The sequence below is a fragment of the Chitinophaga barathri genome, assembly GCF_003807585.1.
In the GTDB taxonomy this organism is placed as follows: domain Bacteria; phylum Bacteroidota; class Bacteroidia; order Chitinophagales; family Chitinophagaceae; genus Chitinophaga; species Chitinophaga barathri.
In genome coordinates this window covers 185551-203534 of record NZ_RMBX01000010.1, presented here as the reverse complement: position 1 = coordinate 203534, position 17984 = coordinate 185551, and the positions used below count along the sequence as shown (strand labels likewise).

Below are 17984 nucleotides of genomic sequence, written 5' to 3'. Positions count from 1 at the left end.
TTTTTAATACGTAAATTAGAACTGGAAGGATTTTTGCTGGAATTAACGTCAAACCCGGAATCCATGGAAACCCGCATGAGCATCCCCCACTACAGGCAGCAGACCTCATTTAACCTGATCGCCCTATTGGTCGTGATCGGCGTCAATGTGATGGCCAATACCGCCACGTTGAACGGCCGCACCACCGGGGAAATTTCGAAACAATATCCAAATCTGTTTACCCCGGCGGACATTACTTTTTCTATCTGGAGCATCATTTATCTCGGATTGCTGGGCTTTGCCGGCTACCAGTTATGGCTTTCCTTTACCAAAGGCCACGAAGCGGAGCTGAGCGCCTTTATCGTCCGGATGAAATACTGGTTCCTGCTGAACTGCCTGGGCAACGCCTGCTGGCTGTTCGCCTGGCATTACGACCAGATATGGCTTTCGCTGCTGTTTATGTTCATGATCCTGTTCACCCTCGGGAAGATCCATTCCAATTTCCGTATAGCCCACCCCGGGGCGCCGCTCCGGGAAAAAATATTCATCCATTTCCCTTTCGGCATATACCTCGGCTGGATCAGCATTGCCACCATCGCCAATATTTTTGCATTCCTGGTGTCCGTGGGCTGGACCGGCTGGGGGCTCAGCCAGGTGACCTGGGCGGTCACGGGCATGATCATCGGCACGCTGGCCGCATTGTTCATGATCTTCCGGCACAACAATACCTCGTACGTGCTGGTGTGCATCTGGGCTTTTTACGGCATCATCCTGAAGCAGGAAGCCACGCTTACCAGGGACTCCCCTCCTATTATCGCTGCCGGCACCGTGATCATTGCCGTGCTGGCCTTGTCCGTTCTCATGCAATTGTTGCGGAAACGCCCGCTTCTGTAAATCATATCTTCCTTCTTTCGGTTCCCCTGCGTATTTTTGAGTGAATCTTATTGCATCTTATTTAACAGACATTATATGTTTCCATCCGTACAACCTACTGCCACCAAAGCCTGGCAGCAATTACAGACGCACGCCGGCACCATGGCCCAGACGCAGATGAAAGCCCTTTTCGCCGCCGATCCCGGCCGCTTCAAAGCTTTTTCACTCCAGTTCGGCAATATCCTGTTCGATTATTCCAAAAACATCATCACCGCCGAAACCATGCAGCACCTGCTGGCGCTGGCGCGTGAATGTAAAGTGGACGAAGCCGTAAAAGCCATGTTTGCCGCGGAAAAGATCAACGCCACCGAAGGCCGCGCCGTGCTGCATACCGCCCTCCGCAACGAATCCGGCCGCCCGGTAGTGCTGGACGGCAAAGATGTAATGCCGGACGTAAAGGCCGTGCTGAAACAAATGGAGAACTTCTGCGGCCGTGTACGTTCGGGCGAATGGAAAGGATTTTCGGGTAAGCGTATCCGTTATATCGTGAACATCGGCATCGGTGGATCCGACCTGGGACCGGTGATGGTGACCGAGGCACTGAAACCCTACTGGCTGGAAGGTATCCAGCCTTATTTCGTGTCCAATGTGGACGGTACGCATATTGCCGAAACGCTGAAAAAAGTAAACGCGGATGAAACGCTTTTCCTCATCGCTTCCAAAACTTTCACCACGCAGGAAACCATGACCAACGCGCATACCGCGCGCAGCTGGTTCCTGGAGAACGGCGGTTCTGAAAAAGACATTGCACTACACTTCGCGGCACTGTCTACGAACGAAAAAGCAGTGACCGCATTCGGCATCGATGTAAAGAACATGTTCGCGTTCTGGGACTGGGTAGGCGGCCGTTACAGCCTGTGGAGCGCCATCGGGCTGTCCATTGCGCTCACCGTGGGATATGAGTATTTCGCGGCCCTGTTACAAGGCGCGCATCATGCAGACGTTCATTTCCGCGATACCCCCTTTGAAAGGAACATCCCCGTGATCATGGCTTTGCTGGGTACCTGGTATGGCAATTTCTTCGGCGCGGAGTCTGAGGCGATCCTTCCTTACGACCAGTATATGCATCGCTTCGCGGCCTATTTCCAGCAGGGCAATATGGAAAGCAACGGCAAAAGCACGGACCGCAACGGCAAGCCTGTGGACTGGCAAACCGGCCCCGTGGTATGGGGCGAGCCCGGTACCAACGGCCAGCACGCTTTTTACCAGCTCATTCACCAGGGCACCAAAATGATCCCCTGCGACTTCATCGCTCCGGCTATCAGCCACAACCCTATCGGCGACCATCACCAGAAACTGCTGAGCAATTTCTTCGCGCAGACGGAAGCACTGATGAACGGGAAAACGGCGGAAGAAGTACGCGCGGAAGGCACACCGGAAGAACTGGTGCCATTCAAGGTGTTCAGCGGCAACCGGCCCACCAATTCATTCCTTTTGCAGGAGATTACGCCATACAGCCTGGGCGCGCTCATCGCGATGTATGAGCATAAGATATTCGTGCAGGGCGTGATATGGAACATTTACAGTTTTGACCAGTGGGGCGTGGAATTGGGCAAACAGCTGGCGAACAAAATACTGCCCGAACTAAAAGGAAATGAAGAGGTGACCAGCCACGATTCATCCACCAACGGGTTGATCAACGCTTACAAACACTGGCGGTCTTAGAGTGGGAGAATTTCAAGGTTGATCTAAAAAAGCGGCATTGTGAATATAAGCCGTCATTGCGAGGAGCAGCAGAGGTTTTTGTGCGGGGGCGACGAAGCAGTCTCCTGGATTGAACCGGGACCACCCAGTATTGGGAGATTGCTTCGTCGCCCCTCCCGCTTTTGGCGCTGCTGCTTCTCGCAATGACGGCTTTACATAAAAAAACCTCCGGGCTTCCGGAGGTTAAGTATCTTAGTTGACAGGGAGAAAGAAATAATTACCATTTGTCCACATCCTCTCCGGAGGGAGCCTGAGCTTCTGCTGCTTCGGCGGCCACTTCGGTGTGCTGTTGTACATGAACGGGGGCAGAAACTTCTGCTACTACGCCTTCGCCATCCTGTTCGTCTTCGCGGGATTCGGAATAGTCATGGTTGTAAGCATCAAAGTCGAAATCGGGCATCAATTCTGTTTTTACATAATTGATGGTTTCGGTTAAAGCATTGAGAAACTTGTTAAAGTCTTCTTTGTACAGGAATACTTTATGCCTGTCGTAACCGTTGTCGTTGAAACGTTTTTTACTTTCGGTGATAGTGAGAAAGTAGTCGTTGCCCCGAGTAGTTTTTACATCAAAGAAATAAGTTCTTCTTTTGCCCGCTTTCAATCGCTTGGAAAAGATGCTGTCGTTGTTTCTTTCCTGTTGATTGTTGTTTTCGTACGCCACAGTTGATAGATTTAAGTGTTAACGAATCAAATCCTGTTTGAATGATCAATAATCAACAAATATACTATTGTTTTACAAATATCAAAATAATTTTAAATGATTTTGAAAAATCATCTTATATTTCGCGCAAAGCTTGATGGTAGCGGTTTACAACCCAGTGACAGTTACTCGTTTACGCGTTCTTCCTCCCCCGATTGCTGACGGGCATACAGCTCCGCATAATACCCATTCCTTGACAATAATTCTTCATGTGTTCCGCTCTCGATCACCCTCCCTTCATCCAGCACAATGATCTTGTCGAAAGTGAAAAGTGAGAAGATCCGGTGGGTGATGATAATAGCTGTTTTATGCTTCAGATAGGCATACAGGTTGCCTATTATCTCCTTCTCCGTCCTGGCGTCCACGGCGGAAAGACAGTCATCGAACACCATGATGTTCGGGTTGCGGATCAGGCCGCGGGCGATGGACACGCGTTGTTTCTGGCCGCCGCTGAGGGTTACGCCCCGCTCTCCCACCACCGTGCTGAAGCCTTCGGGCAGGTTGAGAATGTCCTTCTCCACCGAGGCCTGGCGGGCCGCCAGGTGTATGGATTCCTCCCCGGCGGTGGGCTCGCCGAAACGGATGTTGTTCGTGATCGTATCGGAAAACAGGAATACGTCCTGCGGTACGTAGCTGATCTGGTTGCGCAGTACGGAGAGTTTCAGGCTCCGGATATCGTTCCCGTCTATCTGTATCTTCCCTTCCTGTGGGTCGTACATACGGATCAGGAGCTGCGCCAGGGTGGATTTGCCGGAGCCGGTACGGCCGATGACAGCCACTTTCTGCCCCCGCTGGATGGTCAGGTCAAAGTTCTTCAGCGCCTGTATGCCGGTATGCGGGTAGGTGAAAGAGACATTCTGAAAACGGATCTCCCCTTCCAGCGTCACCGTGCGGGCGTCCGGTTTGTCGTGTATCTGGGGCTTTTCGTCCAGGAACTCGTTGATGCGCTGCTGGGAAGCGGCCGCGCGCTGGATCATGGAAGCCACCCAGCCGATGGAAAAGAACGGGAATGTGAGCATGTTCACATACAACACAAACTCCGCAAGATTACCGATGGTGATATTCCCGCTGATCACCTGCATACCACCGATGAAAATGGTGAATATCACGCTCAGCCCTATCATCAGCATCATGGCCGGCTGGTACAGCGCATCGGTTTTGGCCAGGCTGATGGAGCTGTTTTTATAGGCTTCGCTGGCTTCTTCGAAATGCAGGGCGCTGGGCTCTTCCTGTACATAGGATTTGATCACGCGGATGCCGGAATAGTTTTCCTGCGCCACGGACGTGATATTGCTCAGCTGCGACTGGATGCGTTCGCTTTTGGTATGTATGATGCGGTTGACGAAATAAATGGTTAGCGCCAGCAAAGGCAGCGGGCTGAGGGTATACAGGGTCAGGACCGGGTTCACGGACCACATCAGCCAGATGATGATCACCATCATGATGATGGTGCGGGTGGCATACATCAGCGCCGGGCCCACGTACATGCGCACGCGGGACACATCCTCCGTGATGCGGCTCATCATATCGCCCGTACGGTTCATTTTGAAAAAGTTGAGGTCCAGCCGCTGGTATTGCTGGAAGATCTCGTTTTTCAGGTCGTATTCGATGTGGCGGCTCATCACGATCAGCGTCTGCCTTTGCAGGAACATAAAGAACCCGCTCAGCAGGGCCATGCCGAGGATGGAGAGGCCGTAAAACGCAAGCGTTCCGGAAAACACGGCACGGAAAGGCTCTTTCAGGGAAGAGTCGCTGATCATCCCGTAGTTTTTCAGGTTCTGCTCCAGGAGATCGAATATCTGCCGGACCAGGATGGGCTGGAACACGCTGAATACGATGGAGACGGACGTGAAAAGCATTCCCAGCAGGAAGTGCCATTTATATTTGACGAAGTATTTATTGAGCGCAGAAAGGTGTTTCATCCGTACTTATTAGTCTTTTCATTTACCGAATGGCACCGGCAATGCCCGGTGTCATTTGTTCTTGTCAGTCTTTTTTATTGGCCAAATGGCACCTCGCAAAATGCTCGGTGTCATCTCTTATCAGTCTTTTCAATGGCCGTAATAATGCTTTACAAATGTAGCGATTGCCACCCATTTCGACAGCATTTTAAGACAGCATGGGAGAATTTACTTATATTTAATAAAACCTGCGAACCCAGAAACCCACCCCGTATGCCAACTCCCCAGTACGCCCTTCCCCTGCAACAATCGGAACGGCTCCAGATCATAGACAGCCTCCGCGGCATCGCCCTTTGCGGCATTTTACTCATGAACATCCCGTATTTCGGCATGCCGCATATGATGGACTTCGACCTGCGGCTGCGCAACGAAACCGGTGCTAACTATTACCTCTGGTGGATCGTACGCCTCTTCTTCGAAGGTACCATGCGCGGATTTTTCAGCATGTTGTTCGGCGCCGGCTGCATCCTGCTGCTGGAAAGACTGGAGAAAAGACCGCCCGGCGACATCTCCCCCGCCGATATCTATTACCGCCGCCTGCTGTGGCTGCTGCTCTTCGGTTTTGTGGACGCAAACGTACTGCTCTGGAACGGGGACGTACTCTACGTTTATGCCGCCGGAGGCCTGCTGCTCTACCCTTTCCGTCATGCGAAACCCAGGCTGCTGCTGATCGTGGCGATCATTGCCCTGGCCATAGGCACCTTCAAAGGCACCACCCGCCTGTACGAACAAAAAGCCAAACGGACGAAAGGCGAATATGCCCTGCAACTGGAGAAACAGAAAGTAAAACTGACGGAAAAACAGAAAAACGATAAAGAAGCCTGGGAAAAATTCCAGAAGGAACACAGCCGGGAAAGCCAGCTGAAAGAAGCGAAAGAAGAAGTAGAAGCCTACCAGGGCAGTTACGTGCAAACGCTGAAACATGTCTACCCGAGGAACGAGGAATACCAGAGCTTCAGTGTATACGGGTTCTTTTTCTGGGACCTGATGGTGTGTTTCTTTTTAGGCATGTACTTCTACAAGACGGGTGTGCTCACCGGCCTGAAGCCCGTCTCGTTCTACTGGAAACTGATGCTGGCCGGTTACCTCCTGGGCCTGCCGCTCAACTACTGGCTGCTGGACTCCATCTTTCAAAAGGATTTTGATATCACCCGGATGGCAGACCAGAACCTGATCAGCTGGTACGAGATCAGGCGCATACTGGTACTGCTGGGGCACCTGGGATTGCTGATGCTGTTGTACAAATACGGCGTGGCCAAAGGGTTCCTGAAGCTGATGGCGTCCGTAGGCCAGATGGCTTTTACCAATTACCTGATGCAGAGCATCATCTGCGGTTTTATTTTCTACGGTGCAGGCCTGCGCTGGTACGGAGCCATGGAGCGATACGAGTTGTACATCGTCACCGGCTGCGTATGGATCTTCCAGGTCATCTTCAGCAACATCTGGCTGAAATACTACCGCTTCGGGCCTTTCGAATGGGTGTGGCGCAGCCTTACCTACTGGAAAAAACAACCTTTCAAACGCAGCACGCCATCCCTGCCGGACCTGGCCTGAGGCATATACATAAACAAAAAAGAGGCTGCTCCATCCTGTCATGGCAGCCTCTTTTGTTTTATATCAACCGGATCAATACAGGTAATTCAATGCAATCCTGTCATTGGCATTAAATGTCCTGTTGCCGCCATTAGAGCAGGCAAGCATCCAGGACGCTGCATCGGGGCCGCTGGGCGTGCCGGGTATGCGTACTGCGCCTACCCCTGCGCTACCTTCGTTTCCACCGCTGCCGCAGCTGTACGCGCGATTCATATAATCCGTATGACGGAAACCGATGCAATGCCCGATCTCATGCTGGATCACGGAGCCTACATAGTTCACGTTAGGATTGGAACCATACGCCTGCGGGTGGGTGTTCATACTGATGCTGTTGTAAGGATTGCCGCTGCTGGTGGGGAACCCGGCATAACCGAGTGTGATAAAACCGCCGCTGGGGCCTTCGTAAAAGCCCTGGATGGTGATGTTTGCAGTACCGCTGGTAACGCGCTGAAAGGTGATGGACAGGCCCAGTGCATTGTAACGCTGGATGGCCAGGTCCGTGCCCTGCACAAAGGCGGTGCCGAGATTCACCACTTTCACGCGGATCACGCGGGGCAGGTTGCGCACGAGATTGTTCGTGCGGTACTGTTCCACTTCCGCGATGCGTACATTGGGTGTGGTGGATTCCGCGGAGAGGTTTTCCTGGTCCAGGAAAATGTCGTTCTCCACGATGTAGCCGCCGTTGTAAGCGCGCACGCCGGCCGTGCTGAAACCTTTGGCTTTGATCTGGTCCAGCACCTGCTGCGATACTTCGCCTTGCGCGGGTGCTTCGGGTTTGGATTCTTTCTGGCAGGCCGCGAGGGTAACGAACACCGCCAGGAACAGGATGGAAAGGATAGAACTGGTTTGCTTTTTCATAGCACTCAGATTTTGGGTTAAGGAAAAAAAAGAAAAAGTATAGCCGTATCCGTGATAATGATCACGGCGGTCAAGGTTATTACAATGAAAATTAGATCCGTCTCCGTGACGGCGATCACGGCGGTTTGGTAAACAGCATAAAAATAAAGTACGGCTTGCTGGAATGCTCTCCTGCAGGGCGTTACGGGTTAATACATATAGTTTTTCTGATTACTCGGATAGAACGCGGTTTAGATTCTTTGGTTTAGATTCAGTGCTCTCTTAAGGTCTTTCGGATTCAATAATACTATTTTTTTTCATGATAAAAAAAAATGATAGTTTTAATGTATGCGCAAATTCTTAACCCGGCCCTGTTTGTTCCTGACCCTCTGCGCCTGGGCCACCATACTGCCTTTGCAGTTATACGCACAACAACAGGATATCCTCCGCCGGTATACAATTCCCCCACAAGATACCATGCGCCGCGGTAAAGAAGCCCGCAGTACAACGCGGTATTACCTCGTTCAGTTTCAGCAGCCGGTGAGCCTGAAAGAATTGCAGCAATTACAACTGAAACGTTCACTCTCACCACTTTACCATATCGTACAAAAACTACCGGAAGACAGTACCACGGCCTGGTGGCCGGCCAACGGCAACTGGAAGGCTTCCGATGCATTGCTCCGCGTGGTGGAAAAAACAAAAGAGAAAGACAGCATACAAGTGCTTGCAAATATTTCCGCTCACGCGCGTTTTGTGCGATGGGAAACAAAAGACCGCACCGCGCTAATGAAAGTGGCACGACAGGATTGGGAACAATTCATCGGCGACACCGCCATACAGTTCGCGGACATACTCCGTACACCAAAGGCTGAAATACTAATCAGCTCCGCCGACCCGGGGCTGAACAGGATCACGGCGGTATGGCAGCAGCTCCCGGACTTACAGGGCGATGGCCTGATCATCTCCCTGAAAGAAACATTGTTTGACACCACGGATATCGATCTGCTGCAACGTTACCTCCCCACTCCCCTGGCGCCTGAACAAACAGAACCCCATGCCACCATCATGGCAACATTTATCGCCGGCGCGGGCAACTCCGGCATGGCAGGCAAAGGTGTGGCGCCAAAGGTGAAAATTGCTTCCTCTTCTTTTACGCGTTTGTCCGCCGATGAAACGGCATATTTTACAACCCATCGCATCGCCCTGCAAAATCATTCATACGGCACCGGTATTGAAAACTATTACGGGCTGGAAGCCGTGGCGTATGATGAACAGGTATATGAAACCGATACGCTGCTGCATGTATTTTCATCCGGCAACAGCGGCCGGGAAACCTCCACGGACGGTCTTTACAGCGGTATCGCCGGCTGGGCGAACCTGAGCGGCACATTTAAACAGGCGAAAAATGTGCTGGTAGTGGGCGGCACGGAAAACAACAACACGGTGCCCGCGCCCAGTTCCAAAGGCCCCGCGTACGACGGGCGCATCAAGCCGGAAATCGTTGCCTATGGCAAAGACGGCACCTCCGGCGCGGCGGCGCTTGTTTCCGGCGTCAGCCTGCTGTTACAGCAGAGCTACCGGGCGCAGGCCGCCTCTCTCCCGCCTGCCGCATTGCTGAAAGCAATCCTGGTCAACAGCGCGGACGATATCGCGCAGCCTGGGCCGGACCACAGTAGCGGGTTCGGCGCAATGAACGCCTGGGAAGCAGTGCAGACCGTCCGTTCCAGGCGTTTCTTTTTGAACAGGGTACAGCAAGGCGCGGCATACACACAATCCCTGGAAATACCGGCAGGCTCTGCTTCCTGTAAAGTGACGCTTTGTTATACCGATCCGCCCGCGACAGTGAACAGTCCGCAGGCGCTGATCAACGACCTTGATCTTTACCTGACCGATGCCTCGGGAAATGTATATCAACCCTGGGTATTACTTTCCACACCGGATGCCGCTGCATTACAGGCGCCGGCACAGCGCGGGCGGGACAGTATCAATAACACCGAGCAGGTAATGATCCGATTTCCCGCGGCGGGCACCTATACGATCCATGTGAACGGCACCCGCATTCACACAGGCGAACAACGATTTGCGGTAAGCTGGCAGCTGGCGCCGCAGGATCACTTTGAATGGCAGCGGCCCGTCGGAAATGAAACGATCCCCGGCGGCGAAGAGACGGCCCTGCGCTGGAAAAGCACCCTCGCAGGGAAAGGCCTTGCCTCCTACAGCCTGGACAATGGCGCCAGCTGGCAGGTGATCGGGGACAGTGTGAGCCTGGAGCAGGACGGCCTCTCCTGGCCGGTGCCCAACCGCTTCTCCCCTGCTTTGCTGAAAATGGAAACACCGGGCCATACTTTTATCAGCCCTCCTTTTACGATCTCCCCGCTGCTGCGCCTGCAAACCGGTTTCGATTGCGCGGATTCCGCAATGATCTTCTGGAATCAACTCAATGGCGCTTCGTATTATATCGTTTATGGCCTCCTGGGAGCTGAATTAACGGCTTTCGCACAGACGGCGGACACTTTCCTTGTTTTGCAGAAAAACGCCGCGTTACCCGCTTATTTTGCCGTGCAGCCGGTAGCGGCGTCAGCGGGCCTTACCAGCAATACGCTCCGATATGCGGAGCAGGGCCTGGACTGTTACACCCGGCAATTCACCGCGGACCTGCTGGAAAACGGCCAGGTGATGCTGCAATTACAAACCGGCACTACCTGGAACCTGGAAACGATCAGTTGGGAACGCCTTCAAAAGCAGGACTGGCAAAACATCGGCCGGCAGACCGTTTCCGCCCTCACTTTCTACAACGCCCTGGACGAACAGCCGCCCGAAGGTATCGTCTGGTACCGGGCCGCCCTTGAAACCCTCAACAACAGCGTCATTTACACCGATCCCGTACCGGTGCATGTGCTGCGGAAAAACAACTTCCTGCTTTTCCCGAACCCCGCCGCCCACACGCTGCAACTGCTCAGCCGCGACATCCGGGGCCGGGACCTTTACATCCTGAACACACAGGGCCGGATCGTAAGACAAGCGAAAATTACGGGGTTATTGCAGGCCGTGGCTTTGGACGGATTGCCCGCCGGGAATTACTGGTGCCTGGTGTATGAAGATGATCAGAAAGTGTATACGGCACCGTTCGTAAAACTATAATAACGAGGCACTTATATTTCCACTTACACTATTTTAACATTGCAGTATCAATACGGCGTATTCGAAGGAAACCTATATGGTTACTATAGGATCAGCGAAGATGACGTGGAGTTGAGGCGGACTTGATGCGCAGATGATCCGGGTTAAAAAAGTATTAGCGCCTTTGGGACCAATAAAAAAGGGGCGGTCTCCCGCCCCTTTCCTGTTATGTTTAAAAGGTCATTACAGGCCTTTCAGTACTTCGATGATCTTTTTCTCGGAGTCTTCTTTGCTCACGTCTTCCTTTTTGAAAGGCTGGCCGGTGATGTTCTCGAACAGCTCGATGTAGCGGTTGGTCACGCTTTCCACGAACGCATCCGTCATTTCCGGTACCTGCTGGCCTTCTTTGCCCTGGAAACCGTTTTCCATCAGCCACTCACGTACAAACTCCTTGCTCAGCTGCTTCTGCGCCTCACCGGCTTTCTGTTTTTCCTCGTAGCCTTCAGCATAAAAGAAACGGGAAGAATCAGGCGTATGGATCTCGTCGATCAGGTAGATGGTATCGCCGATCTTACCGAACTCGTATTTCGTATCCACGAGTATCAGTCCGCGTTTGGCAGCCAGTTCGCGGCCGCGCTGGAACAGGGCGAGGGTGTATTTTTCCAGTTGCTCGTAATCTTCTTTGTTTACAAGACCGCTGGAAATGATCTCTTCACGGGAGATATCCTCGTCGTGCCCCTCGTGCGCCTTGGTGGTGGGGGTAATGATGGGAGAAGCGAAATAATCGTTTTCCTTCAGGCCGTCTGGCATGGTAACGCCGCACAGCTCGCGTTTGCCGCTTTTGTACGTACGCCAGGCGTGACCGGTGAGGTTGCCGCGCACCACCATTTCAACGGGGAAGGTTTCGCACTTCAGGCCCACGGTAGCGTTGGGCAGGGGTACGGACTTCACCCAGTTGGGTACAATGTCCTTCGTGGCGTCCAGCATAATGGCCGCGATCTGGTTCAGCACCTGGCCCTTGTAAGGGATAGGGCGTGGCAGCACCACATCAAAAGCGGAAATACGGTCGCTTACAAACATCACCATCCATTTATCTTCAATGGTGTATACGTCCCTTACCTTACCTTTATAAAAGGCCGTCTGGTCAGGAAATTTAAATGTAGACTCTAACATGCCGGTTTTTTTTAATAGATTACCTTTTTCAGTGCTGCAAAAATACTCCAGTCCGGTTTAATTTTACAAAGCAAATTTTATGACCACCCAGGAACCCGTTTATACGCCCATCAATTGCGACTATTACGACCGCCTGGAAGCCTGGGCCACCATGCATACCATCTGCCTGCTGCGGTTTTACGACGAGGAAGGCGGGGAACATGAGGTGTCTACCCGCATCAAAGACCTCTACGCGCTGAATAAGGCAGAGTATTTGCTGGCGGATAACGGGCTGGTGATCAGGCTGGACAGGCTGATAGCCGTCAACAATATCCCGGTCCCCCAAAGCTGTTAATTATGATGATGGAAATATCCCACGACATTGCTGTTGAAATGATCATCCGCCTGGCCGTTGCCACGCTGGCCGGCTTCCTGTTGGGCCTGGAAAGGGAAATACACCGTAAGGCCGCCGGGGTGCGCACGATTGCGCTCATCTGCGTCAGTTCCGCCCTGTTCACCATGCTCAGCCAGCAGATCGGCGCCGGGCAGTCCTCGGACCGCATTGCCTCCAACATCCTCACCGGCGTAGGTTTTATCGGCGCGGGGGTGATCTTCAGGGGTGGTTTTACGATAGACGGCATCACTACCGCCGCCGTGATCTGGATATCCGCCGCCATCGGCATGGCTATCGGCACCGGGCAATACATCACCGCGGGCGCGGCCGTGGTTATCACGCTGCTGGCCCTCTGGATGTTCTCTTATGCGGAAAATATGATCGTGAACAGGCGGGAACGGAAATATTACGCCATCCGGTACCGGCACAAAACCCTCACGCAGGAAACCCTGGAAGCCATCTTCCGCGACCACGGCCTGAAATATACCCGGCTTACCACCAGCAAATACACGGAAGAAAAAACCGGTGATATTATCTTTGAAGGTAAATACGAGATGCGCGGGCCGAACAGGCTCATCAGCGAAATGAACGACCGCCTGCTCCAGCACCCGGAGGTGGTGCAGTTTGATGTAGAACTGGCAAAATAATCCTCACTTCTTTTTAAGCGTCATCAGTACCACACCCGCGATCACGATCACGGAGCCGATGAAAGCATGTGTGCTTAAGGTTTCCCCTAAAAATATCCAGCCCAGGATAAGCGCCACCACGGGGTTCACGTACGCATACGTGGCGGATACCTGCGTGGGCGCATTGTTCACCAGCCAGCTGAAGGCTGTATACCCCACCAGCGAACCGAATATCACCAGGTAACCCACGGCCAGCCAGGTGCGGGTGGTCATGGCGTTGAGTGCTTCCCACTGGTTGCTTTCAAGGCAGGCGCTCAGGATAATGGAACAGATCACCCCGGACAACATCTGGATGCCCGAAGACGTCAGCTGCTTCGGTGTGTCCAGGCGCGGCGACAGTAAAGAGCCGAAGGCCCAGGCAATGGAGCCCGCCGTGAGCACGAGGATGGGCCACAGCGGATAGGTACGCGCTGCATTATAGGGATGAATGATATAAAAAGGGTCGAAGATGAAAAAGAGGCCGACAAAACCCAGCACCAGCCCCCAGAGGGTGAGCGCTTTGGGGCGTTCTTTGGAAAAGAACAGCCAGTCCAGCCCGATGAACCATGCCGGCAATGCGGCGATGAACAGCGCCACCAGCCCCGAAGGCATATGCGCCAGCGAAAGGGCCACGCTGCTGTTCCCCATCCCGATCAGCAATATGCCGATCAGCCCCGCATTTTTCCACTGTTTACGGGTGGGATTTTCTTTTTCCACGGCAAAACCTATCGCCAGCATAATGCTGCCGGCAAAAATGAAACGGACCACGGAAAGGAAAAACGGGGGTAATACTTCCGTTACGATCTTCACGCCAAGGTAGGTGGAACCCCAGAGTACGTATACCAGGCCAAGGGCCAGGATGAGTTTAGGTTTATTGGAGCTGGTGTTCATGATTTCCATAGTTCCCCGGCGGATGTTACCGCCGGGGATAATGGGCGCAAACTTACGGGTTTATTTTACAAACACCTCAATGATAGCGTTCGTAGGCCTCCGTGGCGCCAGGAAGCTGTCCACCTGCCGGTAGTGTTGCTTCAGCTCCTCCCGCAGGGCCCAGGGGAAGAAGTTGTTCAGCATGGGGGCGTGCTCGTACAGCACCAGGTCGTAATGTTTATTCCTGACCTTCTCCACGTAATCGTGCAGCTGGCTGTTGAACATCCCTACGCCCAGGTGATGCCAGAGGGGTATATTGTTCCCGGTCTCCAGCTGGTAGCCGAGGGCATGATCCAGCGGGGTAAGCTCGGTGAGGTTCAGCACTTTGGCGGCTTTGCCTTTTTTCGCCTCGGGCAGCGCCATCACGCGGTCTATACCCTGTACGGTGGAAGGCGGCATGTATATCTTATCAAATTCAGGCAGCGAAGAGAACGTCCATTCGGATACCGGTACATCCCCCGGCGTCTCGGTGAACTGGTAATTGTTCCGGTTGATCACATTTTCGCCTCCCGACACTACGGCCACCGGCGCGGGCGCTATCAGCCTGTCCAGGATGCGGCTTACGTACCGGTAATACGCGCCTGACCACCATAACAGCACCATGACGGCGCTGAGCAGAAAGGTTTTCCACTGTTCGGTACGCAGCTGCAGCAGCTGGGCGAGATTGCTGAAAATGTATGCAAAGGCAAAACTGTGAAAGAAAATATTGTTATCCGGCGGGGTGTAGCTGGTCACCTGGAACAGGGTGGCTTCCACCAGGATGCCGAGCGTCAGCAGCAGGAAGAGCATTTTTTGTTTATCCTGCCAGAGCCCTTTCCAGTTGCGCAAGGCGGGGATGGTTACCAGCAGCGTCATGACGAAATAAAATTTCAGCCATTGGGAGCCATACAGGAATTCATCCACAAAGTCCTTCAGCGCGAGCCTGGAGCTGTGAGGCGGCTGACCGTGGTTGAACCAGTAACCGAAATGGTAAGGAACAAACGGCAGTATAAAAGCGCAGGCCACCAGGATATACAGGCCGATAAACCCGGCCAGTTCCTGCCAGCGTTTCTCCGCCAGGCTGTGATATCCCAGCAGTGCGAGCGCCAGCAGCAAAGCAAGACCGCCACCGTCCTGTTTCGTAAAAAAGCTCAGGAAAGTGAACAGGGCGGCAACGAACAGTGCCGGCCACTTCCAGCGGCCACGGGGCTTGTTCACGGCACAGAGCAAAAAGGCGAGACCGATGAACTGGTAAATGATGACGGTATTGTTGTACCAGGGCCAGAAATTAAAAAAGGAATAGGAAATGACAAATAACAACACGGACAATACCCTTACGCCGGGGGCTACGCCCACATTTTTCAGGATGCCGCGGAAGGCAAAGCCTCCTGCAATGTTCAGGAATACCTGTGCTTTGACCAGTGAAATAAGCTGCGGCCCGAAAAGTTTCATAAACAGCGCCGGCACCAGCCAGTAGCCATAACCAAGCGGCAAGCCGAAATCTTTGTAAGGCAACTGGCCTTCGGAGAGGCGGTATGCGCCTTCCCAGGAGAGGAAGATATTCACACGATAGGGAAACGTGACAAACAATGGAACGATCGCAAGAACTATGATCAGCAAACTTTCAATGATCAGCGCGTTCCGAGGCGTTAAAGCTGGCAATTTCATGCTGGGGATAATTTACTAAATAACAATACTTTAATAATTAAGGGGTTAAAAATAGTGACAAATCCTCAGATTCGTAGTATTTTGCGGCGCATTAATGTGTAATCCCCGTGCAATATATAAAATTATTACGGCCGAAACATTGGGCTAAGAACCTCTTCTTGTTTATCCCGCTCTTTTTCGCAGGTGAGATATGGAATATCCACAAGATATTTACAACCGGTCTTGGATTCATTTGTTTCAGCATGATTGCGAGCAGCATTTACATTATTAATGATTACCGGGACATTGAGGCAGACCGCGTCCATCCTACCAAAAGCAAACGCCCGCTTGCCTCCGGGGCAGTATCGCGCACCGCCGGCCTGGCGATCTTTTTTTCCCTGGTCATTGCAGGCTTTACAAGCGCCATGCTGCTGAATGACAAGTTCGCTTTTGTACTCAGTATTTATTTTGTGTTAAATATGGCCTACTCCTTCGGCCTGAAAAACATTTCCATCCTGGATATCTTCATCGTGGCCAGCGGTTTTGTACTGCGCGTAAAGTCCGGCGGGGTGCTCACGAACGTGGCCGTATCGGAATGGCTGATGCTGATGGTGTTCCTCCTCGCGCTGTTTATGGCCATTGCCAAACGCAGGGACGATATCGTGTTAAAAGGCACAACGGGCAAGGATATGCGCAAAGCCTCGAAGGGGTATAACATGGACTTCCTCAACGTTTCCCTCGCACTGGTATCCGCCGTGATCATCGTCGCTTACATCATGTATACCATGGCGCCGGTGACCATGCTGCACTTCAAAACCTACCGGCTGTACTATACAAGTATTTTTGTAATTGCCGGATTAATGCGATATTTGCAAATAACCTACGTGGACAACGATACAGGTTCTCCCACAAAAATCCTATACAAAGACCGCTTTATTCAAATAACCATCCTCCTGTGGATCCTCAGCTTTTATGTGATCATTTATTTACCGACGAATAAAAGTTTTTTTGAATAATGCGAAAACAACTATCAAACTGGGGTAACTACCCCGCATTGGACTGCGAGGAAGCCGCCTTCTCCGTAGATGAGCAGCTGCAGCAGTATGTTGACTCCCACGAGCATATCATTGCCCGGGGCAACGGCCGTTGTTACGGCGATGCCTCTCTTGGCGAACACAGTATTTCCACCCTCCGTTACGATAAAGTACTTGCATTTGACGAGGCCACCGGTGAGTTTGAATGCCAGAGCGGCATCACGCTGGACCAGGTGCTGGACATCACCGTGCCCAAAGGCTGGTTCCTTCCCGTTACCCCCGGCACCAAGTTCATTACCATAGGCGGCGCCGTAGCGTCTGACGTGCACGGCAAAAACCACCACGCCGAAGGCAGTTTTTCCAATCATATCATCAGCATGCAGGTGCTCACGGGCAAAGGCCTCCTCACCTGCTCCCCCACGCAGGAAACAGACCTCTTCTGGGCTACCTGCGGCGGTATGGGCCTCACCGGCGTGATCACCACGGTGAAGTTCAGGCTGAAAAAGATCGAAACCGCCTACATCAAACAAAAACAGATCAAAGCCAAAAACCTGGACGAGGTTATCCGCCTTTTTGACGAACATAAACACTACACCTACAGCATGGCCTGGATCGACTGTCTCCAGAAAGGCGACAGCTTCGGCCGCAGCATCCTGATCGTGGGTGAGCATGCGAAAGAAAACGAACTGAACGATAAACAGCGCCAGGCGCCGCTTACGCTGCCCGCCAAAGGCAAACTCACGGTACCGTTCAATCTCCCGGGGTTTGTGCTGAACAACTTTACCGTTAAAACATTCAACGCGTTGTATTACGCGAAGAACTATAAAAGAGTGATTGAAAACGTGGTGCCTTACGAACCTTTCTTTTACCCGCTGGACGCTATCCACCACTGGAACCGCGGCTATGGCAAAGACGGCTTTGTACAGTACCAGTTCGTGCTGCCGCTGGAGCATAAGGACGGCCTCGCCGCCATCCTGCACCGCATCGGCGAAAAAGGCTGGGGCTCTTTCCTGGCGGTACTGAAAGTGTTCGGCCACCAGGACGACCTGATCTCTTTCCCCATGGAAGGTTATACCCTCGCGCTGGACTTCCCGGTGCGCAAAGGGCTGTTCCCCTTCCTGGACGAGCTGGACGCGCTGGTGCTGGAATACGGCGGCCGTCTGTACCTGAGCAAAGACGCCCGGATGCAGCAGGAAGTGTTCTGGAACAGTTATCCCAATGCCCGTAAATTCGAGCGCATTGTGCAGGCTTACAATCCCGGCGGGAAGTTCCGTTCCATCCAGAGCGACCGCCTGCAGTTTAATTATGGCTCCAATAACTCCAATTCTTAACCACCACATAAATACGTTATTCCTT

The 17984-nt window shown here is 52.7% G+C and carries 14 protein-coding genes; 8 read left to right on the top strand and 6 right to left on the bottom strand.

Annotated elements, in window-relative coordinates; translation table 11 throughout:
• Nucleotides 1-63: 63 nt before the first annotated feature.
• Nucleotides 64-873 carry a tryptophan-rich sensory protein gene (locus EG028_RS18505; protein ID WP_120515820.1) on the top strand — a complete coding sequence of 270 codons (810 nt, stop codon included), beginning with the start codon at nt 64-66 and terminating at the stop codon, nt 871-873.
• 75 nt (nt 874-948) lie between these two features.
• Nucleotides 949-2577 carry a glucose-6-phosphate isomerase gene (gene pgi, locus EG028_RS18500; RefSeq protein WP_120515819.1) on the top strand — a complete coding sequence of 543 codons (1629 nt, stop codon included), beginning with the start codon at nt 949-951 and terminating at the stop codon, nt 2575-2577.
• Between the two features lie 256 nt (nt 2578-2833).
• Here pgi and EG028_RS18495 read toward each other — a convergent pair whose 3' ends face one another.
• Entirely contained in the window at nt 2834-3277 is a 444-nt protein-coding gene (locus EG028_RS18495) for a DUF3276 family protein (protein ID WP_120515818.1), read from the bottom strand.
• 164 nt (nt 3278-3441) lie between these two features.
• On the bottom strand, nt 3442-5238 hold the full coding sequence (locus EG028_RS18490) for an ABC transporter ATP-binding protein (protein WP_120515817.1): 1797 nt from the start codon (nt 5236-5238) through the stop codon (nt 3442-3444).
• A gap of 252 nt (nt 5239-5490) precedes the next feature.
• On the opposite strand from EG028_RS18490, the gene EG028_RS18485 reads away from it, so the two are divergent.
• On the top strand, nt 5491-6831 hold the full coding sequence (locus EG028_RS18485; RefSeq protein ID WP_162946360.1) for a DUF418 domain-containing protein: 1341 nt from the start codon (nt 5491-5493) through the stop codon (nt 6829-6831).
• A 72-nt stretch (nt 6832-6903) separates the two neighbouring features.
• Here EG028_RS18485 and EG028_RS18480 read toward each other — a convergent pair whose 3' ends face one another.
• A complete protein-coding gene (locus tag EG028_RS18480; protein WP_120515815.1) occupies nt 6904-7728 on the bottom strand; it encodes a M57 family metalloprotease in 825 nt (274 codons plus the stop codon).
• 327 nt (nt 7729-8055) lie between these two features.
• On the opposite strand from EG028_RS18480, the gene EG028_RS18475 reads away from it, so the two are divergent.
• A complete protein-coding gene (locus EG028_RS18475) occupies nt 8056-10848 on the top strand; it encodes a S8 family serine peptidase (protein WP_120515814.1) in 2793 nt (930 codons plus the stop codon).
• A gap of 222 nt (nt 10849-11070) precedes the next feature.
• On the opposite strand, the gene EG028_RS18470 is transcribed toward EG028_RS18475, so the two are convergent.
• On the bottom strand, nt 11071-12000 hold the full coding sequence (locus EG028_RS18470; RefSeq protein WP_120515813.1) for a phosphoribosylaminoimidazolesuccinocarboxamide synthase: 930 nt from the start codon (nt 11998-12000) through the stop codon (nt 11071-11073).
• Nucleotides 12001-12079: 79 nt separating this feature from the next.
• Between EG028_RS18470 and EG028_RS18465 the strand changes: the two genes are divergently transcribed.
• Entirely contained in the window at nt 12080-12334 is a 255-nt protein-coding gene (locus tag EG028_RS18465) for a hypothetical protein (RefSeq protein ID WP_120515812.1), read from the top strand.
• 2 nt (nt 12335-12336) lie between these two features.
• On the top strand, nt 12337-13020 hold the full coding sequence (locus EG028_RS18460) for an MgtC/SapB family protein (protein WP_206614409.1): 684 nt from the start codon (nt 12337-12339) through the stop codon (nt 13018-13020).
• A 3-nt stretch (nt 13021-13023) separates the two neighbouring features.
• On the opposite strand, the gene EG028_RS18455 is transcribed toward EG028_RS18460, so the two are convergent.
• Nucleotides 13024-13938, bottom strand: coding sequence for an EamA family transporter (locus EG028_RS18455; RefSeq protein ID WP_206614408.1), 915 nt, complete (start codon nt 13936-13938; stop codon nt 13024-13026).
• Between the two features lie 51 nt (nt 13939-13989).
• Complete coding sequence (locus tag EG028_RS18450; protein ID WP_123864713.1) at nt 13990-15615, bottom strand: hypothetical protein; 1626 nt, start codon at nt 15613-15615, stop codon at nt 13990-13992.
• Nucleotides 15616-15722: 107 nt separating this feature from the next.
• On the opposite strand from EG028_RS18450, the gene EG028_RS18445 reads away from it, so the two are divergent.
• The gene (locus tag EG028_RS18445; RefSeq protein WP_120515810.1) at nt 15723-16610 is read left to right on the top strand and encodes a decaprenyl-phosphate phosphoribosyltransferase; all 888 of its coding nucleotides are present in this window, start codon (nt 15723-15725) and stop codon (nt 16608-16610) included.
• On the top strand, nt 16610-17959 hold the full coding sequence (locus EG028_RS18440) for an FAD-binding oxidoreductase (protein WP_120515809.1): 1350 nt from the start codon (nt 16610-16612) through the stop codon (nt 17957-17959). The genes EG028_RS18445 and EG028_RS18440 overlap by 1 nt, the downstream gene beginning before the upstream one ends.
• Nucleotides 17960-17984: the final 25 nt, after the last annotated feature.

Excerpts from the sequence above, each read along its gene's own strand:
- EG028_RS18485 (WP_162946360.1), top strand. The coding sequence starts at position 5,491 with ATGCCAACTCCCCAGTACGCCCTTCCCCTGCAACAATCGGAACGGCTC.
- EG028_RS18470 (WP_120515813.1), bottom strand. The coding sequence starts at position 12,000 with ATGTTAGAGTCTACATTTAAATTTCCTGACCAGACGGCCTTTTATAAA.
- EG028_RS18455 (WP_206614408.1), bottom strand. The coding sequence starts at position 13,938 with ATGGAAATCATGAACACCAGCTCCAATAAACCTAAACTCATCCTGGCC.
- pgi (WP_120515819.1), top strand. The coding sequence starts at position 949 with ATGTTTCCATCCGTACAACCTACTGCCACCAAAGCCTGGCAGCAATTA.
- EG028_RS18465 (WP_120515812.1), top strand. The coding sequence starts at position 12,080 with ATGACCACCCAGGAACCCGTTTATACGCCCATCAATTGCGACTATTAC.
- EG028_RS18460 (WP_206614409.1), top strand. The coding sequence starts at position 12,337 with ATGATGATGGAAATATCCCACGACATTGCTGTTGAAATGATCATCCGC.
- EG028_RS18490 (WP_120515817.1), bottom strand. The coding sequence starts at position 5,238 with ATGAAACACCTTTCTGCGCTCAATAAATACTTCGTCAAATATAAATGG.
- EG028_RS18480 (WP_120515815.1), bottom strand. The coding sequence starts at position 7,728 with ATGAAAAAGCAAACCAGTTCTATCCTTTCCATCCTGTTCCTGGCGGTG.
- EG028_RS18475 (WP_120515814.1), top strand. The coding sequence starts at position 8,056 with ATGCGCAAATTCTTAACCCGGCCCTGTTTGTTCCTGACCCTCTGCGCC.
- EG028_RS18440 (WP_120515809.1), top strand. The coding sequence starts at position 16,610 with ATGCGAAAACAACTATCAAACTGGGGTAACTACCCCGCATTGGACTGC.
- EG028_RS18505 (WP_120515820.1), top strand. The coding sequence starts at position 64 with ATGGAAACCCGCATGAGCATCCCCCACTACAGGCAGCAGACCTCATTT.
- EG028_RS18450 (WP_123864713.1), bottom strand. The coding sequence starts at position 15,615 with ATGAAATTGCCAGCTTTAACGCCTCGGAACGCGCTGATCATTGAAAGT.